Origin of the sequence: Dyadobacter sp. CY343 (genome assembly GCF_021390335.1) — a bacterium.
Taxonomy (GTDB): domain Bacteria; phylum Bacteroidota; class Bacteroidia; order Cytophagales; family Spirosomataceae; genus Dyadobacter.
In genome coordinates, this window is record NZ_JAJUXK010000003.1 from 639,379 (window position 1) to 655,099 (window position 15,721).

The following is a 15,721-nucleotide window of genomic DNA, read 5'->3' on the forward strand; positions in this document are numbered from 1 at the left end:
ATATTTCCAGTATACTCTTTTATACTGGAATATGACAAAATTTCTCCTGTTCAATGCCGGCTCAACACGGCTTTTCAAGAATACTTTTAAAGTAATTACCCTGCTCGGACTAGCTGCCTTTACACAGGAAGACGGTCCCAAAAAACCTGACGACAGCCGCTTCACGCCGATCGTGGTTTCCGATAACCTCGACGAGCCAATGGTTTTTGAGGTACTTGCCGACGGATCCGTTTTCATCGCCGAAAGAAAGGGTGCACTGAAAAAATACAATCCCGCAACGAAAGCTACTGACCTGATCGCGACCATTCCGGTCAATACCAAATACACCAGTGCGGAAGGGGTGAGCCGCGAGGCGGAGGAAGGTTTAATGGGACTGACAATGGATCCGAATTATGCCAAAAATCACTGGATATACCTTTACTACGCACATCCTACCGAGAAGAAACATATCCTGGCACGCTGGGAAATGAAGGAAGATCAGTTGGTTGAAAGTTCTAAAAAAGTGGTGCTGGAAGTGGAAACGCAACGCGAAGTTTGCTGCCACACCGGCGGCGGGATGACCTGGGACAAAGCCGGTAACCTGTACCTGACAGTAGGTAACAACACCGGGAACCAGAAAGCCGCGCAAACCGACGAGCGCCCGGGAAGAAGCAGCTGGGACGACCAGGGCCACGCTGGCAACACCAACGATCTCCGCGGGAAAATCCTGAAAATACACCCTGAACCGGACGGCACGTATACAATTCCGGAAGGCAATCTTTACCCGAAAGGAACTGCTAAAACGCGGCCGGAAATCTATTCAATGGGTCACCGGAACCCGTGGCGGATTTCGGTAGACAGTAAAACAGGCTACTTATATTGGGGCGAAGTGGGCCCCGATGCGGCCGAAGATTCGGAGATCGGGCCGATGGGTTACGACGAGCTGAACCAGTCGCGGGAGCCGGGCAATTTTGGCTGGCCGTGGTTTGTAGGAAATGATCAGGCGTTCCCCGTTTACGACTACGCAACGAACAAGCCGCTTGCGAAGAAAGACCCCAAAAATCTGGTCAATAACTCGCCGAACAATACGGGTTTGACCGATCTGATGCCGACTGCGCCAAGTTTCATCTATTACCCTTATGGTATTTCCGAGAAATTTCCGCTGGTAGGTTCCGGCTCGCGCAGCGCCACGGGCGGACCTGTTTTTCACCGGTCTGATTTCAAAGCTCCGAAACGTCCGTGGCCTGCTTATTATGAGGGGAAATGGATCGCGGCCGATTTCTCACGTGGCTGGATCATGGCGATTTCAATGAATGCCGATGGTGATTATCAGTCCATGGAACGCGTTGCGCCTAACTATCACCCGGTGCAGCCGATCGATATTAAATTCGGCCCGAACGGCGACCTTTATGTGCTGGAATACGGCAGTAACTGGTTCAAAAAGAGTGAAAATTCCCGACTGATCCGGCTTGAATATAACGGCGGAAACAGGAAGCCGGTTGTTCAGGTTGCAGTTGACAAAAAGGGAGGTACCGTACCTTTTCAGGCAAAATTATCCGCCGCGGGCACCAAAGATTATGATGGTGATGCATTGAAATACAGCTGGAAAGTCATGGGCCCGGGTGGCACGATCAAAACTTACAATACCGAGAATGCGACGGCCAGCTTCGATAAACCCGGCATATATACTGCAAACCTTTTAGTCACTGATTCAAAAGGCGCGAGTAACAGCCAGTCGCTGAAAATCATCGCAGGTAACGAGCCACCGAAGGTTGCAGTGAATATAGGCGGAAATCAAACTTTCTTTTTCGCAGATAAACCTATTGAATACAATATCGATGTAACTGACAAGGAAGACGGCAGTCTTGCAGATGGAAAAATAAGCCCCGATCAGGTTGCGGTAAGTATTGATTACGCTTCGGAAGGGTTTGATTATGCAGAAGTGATCCAGGGTCAGCGCAGTGTGGATGCTTCCACGCAGTTTGCAGTTGCACAAGTCTTAATTGGCAAAAGTGATTGCAAAGTCTGCCACCAGCCTAATACCAAATCGGTTGGCCCTTCATTTGCGGATATTTCAAACAAATACAAAGGAAAACCGGGCGTAACTGAAATGCTTGTAAAAAAGGTACTCGAAGGCGGCTCGGGCGTTTGGGGAGAAGTAGCGATGGCGGCCCACCCCGCCCTGCCCGTGGCAGACGCCGAAGTGATCGTGAAATACATTTTGAACAGTACCGATAAAACGCTGAGTACATTACCGGTAAAAGGCGAATACACGCCAAAGATTCCCGCGCGTGACAACGGAAAAGGCACATTGCTGATCCGCGCCGCATTCACCGATCGCGCTGTGAGCGGCACCAAGGCGGTTCCTGCGCAAACGAGCGAAGAATTGATCATTTTGAGAAGTCCGGAACTGACTGTGTCGGATGCGGCTGTGGTGAAAGGCGCTGAAATGAAAGCGATCGGTTCGCAGGGCGCCGGTTTCCTGGCAATGCCCTTTGCAAACAGCTTCCTGACATTCAACGAAATTGACCTGACGAGCATTGAAAAACTGGAAATCGCGGGAGCTGCACAGAAACGGGAAGGCGCAGTAGGCGGTACCATCGAAGTACACCTCGATAGTCCGACAGGCACTTTGATCGGAAAACAGGAAGTGGAAGTAGCGCCGGAACTGGATATGGCGAAAATTATGGCAGATCTGGAAACTCAGAACAAAAACCTGCAACCTGGTGAAAAACCGAAGACTTTCACCCGCCCCGTTCGTAAGCCAATCGTGATCAAAGTTGAACCTACCAAAGGCAAGCACGATCTGTATTTTGTGTTTAAAAATGATAATGCAAAGCCGATCGAACCATTAATGTCGGTCACAAAAATCAAATTCCTGCAATAAACCGTAAACTCATACCATCAAAGAAAAGTGGTCAGCCAGGTCGGCATTTATCCCCGGCCTGCTGCGCTTTTCGTGCGGGAGGGTATAAAAATTGACCCTGATTTCCAATCCTTTCGCCTTTCTCTCGATGGTGACTTTCAGGAAACCGTGCTTGGTATCGCAGTGATTTTCCAGGGTCACTCCCGCAAATAGCTTGTTTTCGCTCGTAAAGCGCGTGTCGTAATTCGTAGCCACCGGGTGCAGCTCGTCATATCCTCCACCGCCTGCCACGACAAACGGGACGTTTTTCCCGTCGGAATATTTTTTGTTAAATCGCTGGTAGTTATGCACATGCCCGCTGAAAACGAGATCGGGGCGCACACCTGCTTCCACAAAAGCCTTGTCCAGGAAATCAATCATATACAAACTTGATCCGTGATTTACATCCGCTGAATAAGGCGCATGATGCACGCATAGGATAACCGCTTTCTCCGGCCGCTGTTTGCCGGCTGTTTTCAGTTCTTCGATCAGCCACGCGCGCTGATCCGGTGTGATCAGGCCGAATTTGGTCACATTTCCATACATCCCGATGATATTTGCGAGCGGCGTTTCGAGGGTCCAGTATACATTTGGCTGCACCATACTCTTCCGCGCGGCATTGTTACTGAATGCAACTGTCTGGGATCTGGGCGTGCAGAAAACGGCAGAAAACGGTTCCAGACTCTTGTAACGCACATTTCCGTAAGGATTTACGTCGCTGTCGTGGTTACCGGGAATGGCGAAAATAGGGCCGGGATACTTTTGAAAAGGCTCAAAAAACTGCCTTGAATACTGGCTCGCCTCGCCGAAGTTGTAAACAATATCTCCCAGATGATATAAAAAGCGCGGTTTATCCTCGGTATCATCCTGCGCCTCGTACTGCTTCACCATTTCGGCTACAACCAGCTTCTGAAATTCAGGGTTATGGACGCTGCCGGTATCTCCCAGCATGTGAAAAACCAGCTTGTCGGTATCGACTTCTGCCAATACATTTTCAAGCGGAAGGTGGTAGGGATATTCGCCGGAAGGGGCTGGAAGCGGCTGAAATTTGTAAGAATCGTCGGATTGGTTTTTCTTTAAAACCGGTGTGGTGTGCTTTTGAGGCCAGTAAGATTTCATCATAAGTAACGTAGTTCACTGCCAATTTCAACACCAATTATTTGGTTTTAGTTGGCAGTGCTCCGTTTCTATTGCTCAAAATACATCCAGTCAATATGAAATAAGGGCGATTTGGCTGATTCATTTTTAAATATCAGGAACAGATCGTGCGGTCCGCCGGTACCTTCGACAGGCACCACAATTTCTTTCCAACCCGTTTTTAAATCGTCCAGAAAGCCCCCGTTCAGCTTTGTTTTCCCTACCAGCGGCCCCGTTTTTGAGTCTTGCCTGAACTCAATCGTTCCACCAGCTCCATGTTCCTGAACCCGAAGCCGGATCGTGCGCACATTTTTCAGATCAATGTCCTTAAAGCGCACAAATTTCCCGTTTGTAATATTGGAGATATAGGAATTAAAACCGGTATTCAACGTCGCTACGACTACTCCTGCGTTCCCCTCGAAATAATCCTCCATTTGAATAAGCGGATTTTTAAGCACAATATAGTCGGAGGATTTAAGCGGCTCGATGCCATTTGCACCTCTGTCGGTGTAGCTCGCCAGCAAGACGTACGCGCCCTCGTTACCCTTTCCTTTGTGCTCTTCCAGTTTGATATTCCCGGTTAGAGGCCTCGTTTTCTGTGTTTTGGTTAAAGATAAAATATACGCAGCGAGTTGTTTCGCATCTTCTTTCGGAAGATCAGCGTGCGGCGGCATCGGGTACGAGCCCCAGTTGCCGCTCCCGCCTTTGATAATCTTTCCGGCGAGCATTGCTTCCGCAGTTTCGTCTGTCGCATATTTTTTTGAGATCTCCGTCAAAGCCGGGCCGATCGATTTGGTATTCATCGTGTGACAGGCTTTACAATCGAGCGACGCATACAGTTTTTCGGTCGCAGCAAACTGCATATTCCCGGCGGGACCTCCGGCGGGAGCACTCAATGCACCTGCGAGATCTTTCCCGAATGGCAGATAACTGAACGAAACGTCCACTTTGGGTGAGTTGATCTTTCCGTCTTCCTTGTCGGCCACTTTTACCTGATAATCCAATGTGGTATTATCCCAATAAAAGCTTCGGTTCGCTGTTGTCATCACCTGCACCGAGGGCGGGGTATTGCCGACTTTGATTTCCGTAGTCGCCGTTCCCTGTGCGCCCTGCGAATCTGTCACTGTTAGAACTACATTATAAATGCCCGGTTTGGTAAAAGTGTGCTTCAATTCCTGCCCTGATACTTTTTTCGCTCCTACTTTCCATTCAAACCTCAGTTGATCGCCAGGGTCGTAATCCTTTGATCCCTCGGCAGATAACGAAACTGCGAACGGAGCCGCACCGATCCGCTGGCTGCCACTTACCACAGCCACCGGTTTACGGTTTCCCTCGGAATATTCCACCCGGATAATGCCGGAATTCGTATTGCGCGCAAACCAGTTGGTACCATAAGCCAACACATAAATGGAACCGTCTGGTGCAAACTGCATATCGATCGGCGCTACCACTTTGAGCTGCGGTAAAAACGGCTCCATACCCAAATAGTCACCGGCAGGATTCATCGTCACCGCCATGATCCATTTTCTGATCCAGTCGAAAATAAAGAGCTTTCCGTTGTAATAATCCGGCAGTTTATAAGGAGCGTTCGGGAATTGATCACTGTAAAATACTGGCCCTGCCATCGCGCTGGCGCCACCTTTACCTACCAACGGCCATTTTTTCGACGGGCCCTTTCCGTACCAGATAAACGCAGGCTGTGCGGGTGGCAGCTCCTGAATACCTGTATTGTTTGGCGAATCGTTGATCGGTTTCTTCGGATCTTTTCCCGGCCCTTCTTTTTTAGTTTCAAAATCATAATCCGGGAAACCTTCATTGGCTCCCAGGAAATAGGGATACCCAAAAAAGCCGGGTTTCCGCGCCTGGTTGATCTCGTCATAACTCAATTTTCCTTCGCTGGCCGGCACTTCTGTATCCGGCCCTACGTCGCCCCAGTACAAATATTTCGTTTTTGGGTCAATGGAAACGCGGAAAGGATTGCGAAGTCCCATCGCAAAAATCTCCGGCTTTCCTTTTGATCCGTCTTTGGGGAACAGATTTCCGTCCGGAATACTATAAGGTGCAGCTCCCGGCGTATCGTCTGAGGTTGGTTTAATCCGCAGGATCTTCCCTCTGAAATCCTGACTGTTTGCAGTGGAAGCCTGTCCGTCGGCGAGCTCGCGACCAGGGCGTTCGTCCGTTGGATTGTGGCCTTCAATTTCTTCTGCATTCGTGTTATCGCCAATGGTCAGGTACAGCAGTCCGTCCACGTCGAATGTGATGTAACCTGCTGAATGGCAGCAATATTTCCGCTGGGTCGGAATTTCCAGCAGCACTTTTCTGGAAGCTTCCACTAGCTTTTTATCCTTCAATTCAAAGCGTACCAGCTGACTTACATGCTTGTCGCCGGCCACGCCGTAGTAGAAATACAGCCAGTTATTGCGCGCGAAACCGGGATCAGCCGCCACGCCCAGCAGTCCATCTTCAATCCCGCTGAAAACGTTGAACTGAGCAATGGTCGAAAGCTCTTTGGTTGCATTGTTAAAATAGCGCACAGCCCCTTTTCTCTCGGCCACTACGATATCATAGTTCGGCAGAATCGCCATTTCCATCGGCTCATCCAGTCCCGAAATCAGCGTATTATAGCTGAACCTGCTCGAATCCGGTGCGGCTTTTGCGATACTATCCGGCCTGATTACAAAGGTGGCGGGATTGTCGATCCCACGGAATAATGCCCTTTCCGGGCTGGAAACTGAGCTTATGCAGCACAGGCCGGTCAAAACGAGGCCGGCGAAGGAGTAAGTATTTTTCAATTCAAGGTGATTAGGAATAGGTGCCAATTTAACATTTTTTAACCTGACGCAATAACTAAAAATACCGTTATTGCTTTCCGTTCCATCTCTTACCAACCAACTCAATAATAATGAGAGCATTAACTGTACTTTCCGTCTGCCTGCTCCTTTGCCTGACAGGCGCCTTCGCGCAGACCAGCGAACAAAAAATTGGTTATGTTGACCAGCAGCGAATTCTTGAAAGCATGCCGGAATTCAAAAAACTGAACCAGGAAATCGTTGTAAAAGGTGAACAGTACGACAAGATCCTGAAAGGTAAATACGAAGAATTCAGGCTAAAATCGGATGCTTTGGAAAAGTTGGCCGCATCCAAAGCCGACGCGGCTATCCTGCGTGACAAGGCGGTCGAGCTTGAAAATCTTAAAAAATCCTACGAAGATTTCGAAGCCAGCTCCATGAACGAGCTACGAAATTATTACGCCAGCCTGTTTGAACCGATCAAGCAAAAAGTGAACGAAGCGATCATATTCGCCGGGCGGCAAAAAGGCTACGCATTCCTGCTCAGAATGGATTTGAACCCGAATGGAGGCGATATCTGGCCGGTGGTATTATATGCCAAAGATTCCACCAACAACCTCACCTCCGACATTATGAAAAATCTGGGCATCAATGCCGCCGCCGCATCAACACGCAAAACGGGCTTACCTCAAGTACTGCAACGAAAATAAAAACCGCTGGATACGCGAAACGGCCTTCTTGAAAATCAGGAAGGCCGTTTTGATTAGTAAGCCCTGCAAAACGTGCGTTGACCAAATTGGAGAAAGGCAAAAAGTATTAATTTAGTACTTCATTTCAATATCTATACACCGTCACTTTATGAATATACAACAACAAATACAGCGGGATATCAAACTGATTTCGGAAAATAACCTGATGCAATCTCAACTGTTTGCATTTCTGCAAAGACTCAAAGTCAATCTTAGCGCTCCCGGAAATATCGAACAGGTGCTATCACACGCAGGAACAATAGATAACCGCTCTGCCGAAGAAGTGACACAGATCATCAATGCCGAATTCGGTAAAATAGATAGCGATTGGCATTAAATAAAGTTGCGCTCGACACTAATATCGCGATCGAAATACTTAACAATAATTCGGTTACGATCCAAAGCTTACACGCGTTCGACATGATTTATTTGCCGGTTGTAGTTTGTGGAGAATTGATATATGGCGCAATAAATTCAAGCCGGGTTAGATATAACCTGTCGCGTTACGAGTCTTTTATATCAGATTGTGAAGTTTTACACGCAAACCTTGACGTGTCTTTAAAATATGCCAGTTTCAAGAAAAGCCTAAAAGATACGGGCTGTCCGATTCCTGAAAATGACATTTGGATTGCAGCGATCTGCGCTACGTTTGAAATGCCGCTATTTACACGGGATGGTCATTTTCGAAGTATAAAAGCATTAGAGCTGATCAATCGATGTTAATCAGCTCTACTTTATTACTAATTCAACTCCGGCTCCGGCCCGTGCAGTGCCTTGTTATCTGCCAGTGCAGTGACTTTAACAGGCTTGCCTTCTCTGGCGGATTGATAGATCGCTTCCATGAGCATTTGATCTTGCAAACCTTCTTCTCCCGGCGTGAACGGACGTTTGTTTTTGATGATGCAATCGGAGAAATGATCCATTTCTAGTGCAAACTGGTTCTTTTCGGCTAAACCGATATTCTGGTGCAGTTCCATTTTTCCATCGGCTTTGGCAGTCGACAGATCCTGACCTTTATACGCATAAGCTTTGTCGATATCCAGCCAGCCCCGTTCGCACATAACCCGGTAGCGCCGGCTTTCATGAACATTGTAGTGCGTCGCGCAGCTCGCGACCACACCCGAAGGAAAGCGCATTTGCCAGGATACCATTTCTTCCACTTCCTTGAACAATGGATTTCCGGGCGTACTATACTGGTAAGCAAAAACCTCAACCGGCTCCTCACCCAATACAAAGCGCGTCGTATTCAAACAATACAAACCAATATCCGGCAATGCGCCGCCGCCCGCGAGCGCTTTTTTATGTCTCCAATGATCCGGGTTTGCGCTGCTTTGGCAGTTGTGTGCATCGACAAACTTGACATCGCCAAACTCCTTTTTCTGCACCAGCTCACGCAATTTCCGGTTATGGGGCTGATATTGAATGCGATACGCAACCATTAATTTCACTTTTGCTTTGTTACAGGCGTCGATCATTTCCCTGCATTCCGCCTGTGAGTTTGCCATCGGCTTTTCACACAGAATGTGCTTCCCGGCCGCCGCGCCTCGTACCGTGAACTCTTTATGCATACTATTCGGCAGCACAATATAGATCACGTCCACTTCCTTGTTGTTCTTAATCTGATCGTACGTTTCGTAGCTGTAACAATTGGCGGAAGCAATCCCATATTGCGCAGCGACTTTTTTCATTTTATCGGGACTGCCACTTACCAGCGAAACCAACTTTGACTTTTTGCAGGAACCCAATGCAGGTAATATCTCCTCCAAAGACAAATGGCCCAAACCGACTACCGCATAACCAACCCGACGATCGGGAGGAAGCGGTGTGGGTGTTGGGCCACTTTGCTGATCATATTCTGACTTCCACTTTTCGAGCACAATAGGCTCTTCCACATCTTTCGGCACGTCCCCCGGTCTGCCCGGAGTTTGTGCCTGCGCGTGGTCCGATTTAACCGAACCGATCAAGCCGCCCAGCGTCGCGATAGCGATTGTTTTGCCGCCCGACGCCAGAAAATTTTTCCTCGAAATGTTATTTAAATTTTGAATTCCAAAAAATGAAGACGATTGCATTTCCTTCTCAGTTTGTTGATGTGATAACAGTTGAGCAGGTGCTGAGCAATTATTATGCCTTCATATTTACTTAATCGAATACCAATCCCGCAAACGCACGTCGATTGTCTTATTCCCTTCGTTCACGAGTTTTTTAAACGCCTCGGTGTCGCTTAATCCACTCTGGCCGCGGTAGTGATAGGGATAAACCACTTTTGGTTTAAAATCCAGAACCGCCGCGGAAGCTTCCTTGATATCCATCGTGTAAGGCAGGTTCATGCAAACGAACGCGACGTCAATATTTTTCAATGCGCGCATTTCCGGGATACCCGACGTATCGCCGCTGATATACACCGTTTTATCCCCGAATTTGAGCACATAACCATTTCCCCTGCCTTTCGGGTGGCGCGACTCGGCCGATTCGGGCAGGTTGTACATCGGTACTCCCGTGATCGAAATATCCAGTTTTGTAACAGTTTGCCCGTTCGCTACCGCCACAGCTTTCGCTTTCATTTTCTCCGACATTTTTTCGATTACTGCCTGCGGAGCTATGATAATCGCTTTGCTCAGGTCGAGTGTACCCAACGTGGTTGTGTCGAAATGGTCGCCGTGAATGTCTGTGATCAGGATCAGATCGGGCGCTGCGATTCCCTGAAACGTTTTCGCACCACCGTAAGGATCCGCGTAGATCGTCTTTCCATTCCAGGTCATTGAAAGCGTCGCGTGGTTAAGTGGCTGAATACTCAACGGCCCTTTTGAAGTTTGCACCGCATCGGCAGCGGGTAGTTGCGCCCGGCAGATAGTCACTGCCAGCAGGAGTAAAAGTGTAAGTTTTGTTTTCATTCCTTAGTTTGTTTTGTTTTGATAAATCCGTAGAAACATGATATTAGGCATTTTTTCATCAAACTAATCGGGCAATCGGGTGAAATCTGATAAAAGTCATTTTTGAAACCCTCCGGGCTCATCTCTTAACCTTCCCTATTGCCCCAATTTTGGAGAAGGATTAACAGATTCTGACCATGAGTACCTTTTCATATTCCAAAAACGATACCCAGACTTCACACACTTGCTACCACTGCGGCGAGGATTGCAAGGATGAAGTTTTACATACCGACAACCACACTTTTTGCTGCGAAGGCTGCGTACTGGTTTACGATCTACTGAAAGAGAGCGACTTATGCCGATACTATACCATCGACGGCGCGCAGGGTATCTCACCCGACCCAGGGTTTTTCAATGGGAAATTCGACTATCTGGACTTACCGGAAGTGGCTTCAAAACTGATCGAATTTACAGATGGAAAACTGACCGCCGTGAACTGGTACCTGCCCAAAATGCATTGCAGCTCGTGTATCTGGCTGCTTGAACATTTGTACCGGCTCAATCCCGCCGTGCGGAGTTCGGTCGTAAATTTTCCCGAAAAGAAAGTCAGGATCACATTTGAAGCCAGCCAGATCCGGCTCAGCGCGCTCGCTACCCTGCTCACCCGCATTGGTTACGAGCCTTACCTCAGCCTCGACGATCTCGAAGGAAAGCAAAAACAGAAGTGGAACCGCGTGCGTATATACAAGATCGGCATCGCGGGTTTCGCATTCGGGAATATCATGATGCTCAGTTTTCCGGAGTATTTTCATCTGGGCCAGAGTACGTCCGACCAGGATCTGCGGCTGCTTTTTGGGGCATTAAACTTTGCATTGAGCCTGCCGGTACTGTTTTATTGCGCGGCCGACTTTTTCAAATCTGCCTGGTCGGCGCTGAAAGGACGTTACCTGAACATTGACGCGCCTATTGCGTTGGCACTACTTTGCGTCTATCTGCTCAGCCTCTACCAATTCATTTTCCAAACCGGCCCCGGCTATTTTGATTCCTTCGCAGGCGCAGTCTTTTTTATGCTGATCGGCAGGTATTTTCAGGATAAAACTTACGCAGGAATTGCTTTTGACCGGGACTACAAATCCTATTTCCCAGTCGCAGTTTCTGTTTTGAATGCGGATACAGAAACAAGAAAACCGATCACAGAGCTCCAAAAAGGCGACCATATTCTGGTCAGGAACGAGGAACTGATACCCGCAGATGCGGTTCTGAAAAGTGCAAAGGCACTGATCGATTACAGTTTTGTGACAGGCGAAGCCGAGCCGGTGGAACGAACCAAAGGAGATACCATTTACGCCGGCGGCAAGCAGAAAGGAACAGCTATTGAGCTGGAAGTTTTGCAAAGAGTTTCGCAAAGTTATCTTACGCAACTATGGAACAATGAGGCATTTAACAAAGAAAAAGGTGACCCGAACCAAACGCTGGCCGGCCGGATCAATCGCTATTTTTCCCTCACTGTGCTCGGTATTGCAGTCGTTACTTTTCTTGTCTGGTTTTTTGTATTAAATAATCATGAAACTGCCTTTCTCGCATTCACTACTACCCTTTTGGTAGCTTGTCCGTGTGCATTGTTGCTGTCTTCCACCTTCACCAATGGTAACCTTTTGAGTCTTTTTGGTAAAAATCGTTTTTATCCAAAAAACGCCCACACCATTGAAAGACTATCTCATATCGATACGGTTGTCTTTGATAAAACTGGGACTATTACTTTGTCCGACGACGCCGTGATCGATTACGTAGGCCGCGACCTGGATATTGATGAACTGACGATCATTAAAACGCTGGCTGTACAGTCTTCACACCCGCTGAGCCGGCTGATTGTCAAGCATTTGCCGGGAATTGCTGTAAGCCGGCGCGAGTTGTCGGGCTTTACCGAAGTGGCTGGCAAAGGGATGCGCGCACTTTGGGGAAAAACAGAAGTTAAGATCGGGTCCGCAAGCTGGGTTGGCGTTACTTTGGAGGAAGGCGAAGCAAACCGTAATTCAGAAGTTTTTGTGTCGATAAATGGGCAGATAACCGGTCAGTTTACGATTAAAAGCAAGTATCGCCCGGAGTTGGCCGAAACGATTCTCGCATTGAAAAAGGCAGGTATTCAAACTTTCCTGCTTTCAGGTGATAAACCAACCGACCGGGAATACCTGACCGGCATTTTTGGAGACGCCAGTGCTATTCATTTTGAACAAAAACCCCAGGAGAAGCTTGATTTCATCCAGAAACTGCAAAATCAGGGAGGTAACGTATTAATGGTCGGCGACGGATTGAATGACGCAGGCGCACTGCGGCAAAGCGAAGTCGGGCTGGCCGTTTCCGACGATATTAACAACTTTTCCCCCGCCTGCGACGCGATCGTGGAAGGTGCACAATTGTCGCTCCTGCCCGCTTATATCCGGCTCGCAAAATCCGGCCAACGCATTATCAAACAAAGCTTTGCAATTTCGCTGCTGTATAATGTCGCCGGACTTTCCTTTGCAGTAACCGGCGCGTTATCCCCCGTTATCGCCGCAATCCTGATGCCGCTCAGCTCCATTACCATCGTGGCTTTCACGACAGCCGCCAGCAATATCGCGGCAAGCAGGGCGACTGGAAAGCTGACGAATGTCATAAACAGGCAGGTTTGAAAGTCAGGGTTTACGAAACGGCACGCCCGTAGTTTTGACCCATTAATACACCAAGCAGCTGACCGATGAGCGCGTTATATCTTTTAATTTTTGCCAGTTTAATAGTCGCCCTGGGCTTTCTGGGCGCATTTATCTGGTCGGTCCGCAGGGGACATTTTGACGACGATTACACGCCTTCCGTCCGGATCCTGCTCGACGATAACCCCGAAGACGCAAACTAGTTACCCGATTCACCTGAACAATATTTTACTACCAATTCCTTCCAATTATGTCAAACGTTCCCCACCCGGACCTGGCCCATGTTGAACTGGATGAGTTTCAGTACGACAACAAAATCGTCCGGGACTTCGCCTTTGCCACCATACTTTTCGGTCTGGTCGGTATGCTGGTCGGCCTGCTTGCCGCATTTCAGCTCGTATTTCCGAACCTGAATATGGACCTGCCATTTCTTACATTCAGCCGCATTCGCCCGCTGCATACCAATGCAGTGATCTTTGCATTTGTCGGAAACGGCTTTTTCACAGGACTTTACTACTCCGCACCCCGGGTACTGCGCACGCCGATGTGGAGCCCGATGCTGAGCCGCTTTCACTTTTGGGCCTGGCAGGCGATCATCGTCGGCGCGGCGATTTCGCTGCCAATGGGTATTACCACTTCCAAAGAATACGCTGAACTTGAATGGCCTTTTGATATCGCGATCGCGGTGGTGTGGGTTTCTGCATTGGTGAACCTGATCATGACTACGATCAACCGCCGGACCGAGCACATTTACGCGGCAGTGTGGTTCTACCTCGCCTCTTTCGTAACCGTGGCGATGCTGCACGTGGTGAACAGTATTGCATTGCCGATCTCACTTTTCAAAAGTTATTCTGTGTACGCTGGTGTGCAGGATGCGCTGGTGCAGTGGTGGTACGGACATAATGCAGTCGCGTTTTTCCTGACCACGCCGTACCTGGGTTTGATGTATTATTTCCTGCCAAAAGCGGCCAACCGGCCTATTTATTCATACCGGTTATCGATCGTTCACTTCTGGGCGCTGATATTCCTGTACATCTGGGCAGGCCCGCACCATTTACTTTACACGTCATTACCCGAATGGGCGCAAACGCTCGGGACCGTATTCTCAATCATGCTGATCGCACCTTCCTGGGGCGGGATGATGAATGGGTTGATGACGCTGCGCGGCGCATGGGATAAGGTGAGGGAAGATGTGGTGCTGAAATTCATGGTCGTAGCGATCACAGCTTATGGAATGGCTACTTTCGAAGGCCCGATGCTTTCTTTGAAAAACGTCAACGCCATCGCGCATTATACCGACTGGATCGTAGCGCACGTGCACGTAGGCGCACTTGGCTGGAACGGGTTTCTGACTTTTGGTATCCTTTACTGGCTATTCCCACGCATTTACAACAGACCTTTATATTCTCAGAAAGCCGCCAATTTCCACTTCTGGATCGGTACGCTGGGGATCATTTTCTATACGGTTCCTATGTACTGGGCTGGCTGGGTACAGAGTGCAATGTGGAAGGAATTTACGCAGGAAGGTTTGCTTAAATACCCTAATTTCCTCGAAACCGTAACCCAGCTTGCACCGCTGTATTTCCTGAGAAGTGTGGGTGGTACCTTATATATCATCGGGTTTATCGTGATGATCTACAATTTGTGGATGACCGCGCTGAAAGGAAATCTTTCTGCAACTGAAACTGCCAAAGCCATGCCGCTCAATGCGATCTGGCACGCGCCGAAAAGCGAATACTGGCACCGCCGGATCTTTGAACGCAAACCAATGGCACTGACAATATTCTCCCTGATCGCCGTCGCAATAGGCGGGATGATTGAAATGATACCGACGTTTCTGATCAAGTCCAATGTGCCCACGATCGCCAGCGTGAAGCCTTATACCCCGCTGGAATTGCAGGGAAGGGATATTTACGTCCGCGAAGGATGCTATGTTTGTCACACGCAGATGATCCGTCCTTTCCGTTCTGAGATTGAAAGGTTTGGTGAATATTCCAAATCCGGCGAGTTCGTTTACGATTATCCGCACCAATGGGGCTCCAAACGTACCGGCCCCGATTTGCACCGGATCGGCGGCAAGTATCCTGATTCATGGCATTACAATCACATGGAAGATCCTACCAGCATGTCGCCGGGTTCTATTATGCCAAGATATGGCTGGCTGCTGGAAAACGACCTCGATACCAGCAACACCAAAGCGAAGATCGAAGCGATGCAGCAGCTGGGTGTACCTTATGCAAAAGGGTTTGAAAACGAGGCAAATGCAAACCTGCACCAGCAATCGAAACAGATCCAGGAACGGCTGAAACAAAGTGGTATCAAAACCAGCGAAAACAAAGAAATCATCGCATTGATCGCATACATGCAGCGGCTGGGGACGGATATTAGAAGGGAGTAAGGGAGTAAGGGAGGATGGAGGAAAGGCGGCCCGCGCAGGGAGGAAGGGGGACTGTGTAGTTGGATATTGTTCGGAGTGGTTTGGGGTAGTTCGGGCTTGACGTTAGTTTAAAGTTTAGGTTCTTCCTCCTTCCTCCCTTTCCTCCTTCCTCCCTCCTCCCTCCTCCCTCCTCCCTCCTCCCTCATTCAATCATTCAATCATTCAATC

The 15,721-nt window shown here is 48.8% G+C and carries 11 protein-coding genes; 7 read left to right on the forward strand and 4 right to left on the reverse strand.

The window, feature by feature from the left end; all coding sequences use genetic code 11:
* Window positions 1-31 precede the first annotated feature (31 nt).
* Window positions 32-2,866, forward strand: coding sequence for a PQQ-dependent sugar dehydrogenase (locus LZG94_RS10995; protein WP_233791931.1), 2,835 nt, complete (start codon window positions 32-34; stop codon window positions 2,864-2,866).
* A gap of 9 nt (window positions 2,867-2,875) precedes the next feature.
* Here LZG94_RS10995 and LZG94_RS11000 read toward each other — a convergent pair whose 3' ends face one another.
* Together LZG94_RS11000 and LZG94_RS11005 are read right to left on the reverse strand one after the other, a co-directional pair.
* Complete coding sequence (locus LZG94_RS11000) at window positions 2,876-4,006, reverse strand: metallophosphoesterase (protein WP_233791932.1); 1,131 nt, start codon at window positions 4,004-4,006, stop codon at window positions 2,876-2,878.
* Between the two features lie 65 nt (window positions 4,007-4,071).
* The gene (locus LZG94_RS11005) at window positions 4,072-6,813 is read right to left on the reverse strand and encodes a PQQ-dependent sugar dehydrogenase (RefSeq protein WP_233791933.1); all 2,742 of its coding nucleotides are present in this window, start codon (window positions 6,811-6,813) and stop codon (window positions 4,072-4,074) included.
* Window positions 6,814-6,923: 110 nt separating this feature from the next.
* On the opposite strand from LZG94_RS11005, the gene LZG94_RS11010 reads away from it, so the two are divergent.
* The 3 genes from LZG94_RS11010 (at window position 6,924) to LZG94_RS26550 (ending at window position 8,282) form a co-directional block, all read left to right on the forward strand.
* Window positions 6,924-7,520: an OmpH family outer membrane protein gene (locus tag LZG94_RS11010; RefSeq protein WP_233791934.1), complete on the forward strand. Its 597-nt coding sequence runs from the start codon at window positions 6,924-6,926 to the stop codon at window positions 7,518-7,520.
* 148 nt (window positions 7,521-7,668) lie between these two features.
* Window positions 7,669-7,896, forward strand: coding sequence for a hypothetical protein (locus tag LZG94_RS11015; protein WP_233791935.1), 228 nt, complete (start codon window positions 7,669-7,671; stop codon window positions 7,894-7,896).
* A complete protein-coding gene (locus LZG94_RS26550; protein WP_409013258.1) occupies window positions 7,887-8,282 on the forward strand; it encodes a type II toxin-antitoxin system VapC family toxin in 396 nt (131 codons plus the stop codon). Before LZG94_RS11015 ends, LZG94_RS26550 begins: the two co-directional genes overlap by 10 nt.
* A gap of 17 nt (window positions 8,283-8,299) precedes the next feature.
* Here the strand turns inward: LZG94_RS26550 and LZG94_RS11020 are convergent, their stop codons facing one another.
* Window positions 8,300-9,628 carry a Gfo/Idh/MocA family protein gene (locus LZG94_RS11020; protein ID WP_233791936.1) on the reverse strand — a complete coding sequence of 443 codons (1,329 nt, stop codon included), beginning with the start codon at window positions 9,626-9,628 and terminating at the stop codon, window positions 8,300-8,302.
* Window positions 9,629-9,694: 66 nt separating this feature from the next.
* On the reverse strand, window positions 9,695-10,450 hold the full coding sequence (locus LZG94_RS11025; RefSeq protein ID WP_233791937.1) for an MBL fold metallo-hydrolase: 756 nt from the start codon (window positions 10,448-10,450) through the stop codon (window positions 9,695-9,697).
* 176 nt (window positions 10,451-10,626) lie between these two features.
* On the opposite strand from LZG94_RS11025, the gene LZG94_RS11030 reads away from it, so the two are divergent.
* The 3 genes from LZG94_RS11030 (at window position 10,627) to ccoN (ending at window position 15,514) form a co-directional block, all read left to right on the forward strand.
* A complete protein-coding gene (locus LZG94_RS11030; protein ID WP_233791938.1) occupies window positions 10,627-13,098 on the forward strand; it encodes a heavy metal translocating P-type ATPase metal-binding domain-containing protein in 2,472 nt (823 codons plus the stop codon).
* 65 nt (window positions 13,099-13,163) lie between these two features.
* Complete coding sequence (gene ccoS / locus LZG94_RS11035) at window positions 13,164-13,319, forward strand: cbb3-type cytochrome oxidase assembly protein CcoS (RefSeq protein ID WP_233791939.1); 156 nt, start codon at window positions 13,164-13,166, stop codon at window positions 13,317-13,319.
* A gap of 47 nt (window positions 13,320-13,366) precedes the next feature.
* On the forward strand, window positions 13,367-15,514 hold the full coding sequence (gene ccoN / locus LZG94_RS11040) for a cytochrome-c oxidase, cbb3-type subunit I (RefSeq protein WP_233791940.1): 2,148 nt from the start codon (window positions 13,367-13,369) through the stop codon (window positions 15,512-15,514).
* Window positions 15,515-15,721: the final 207 nt, after the last annotated feature.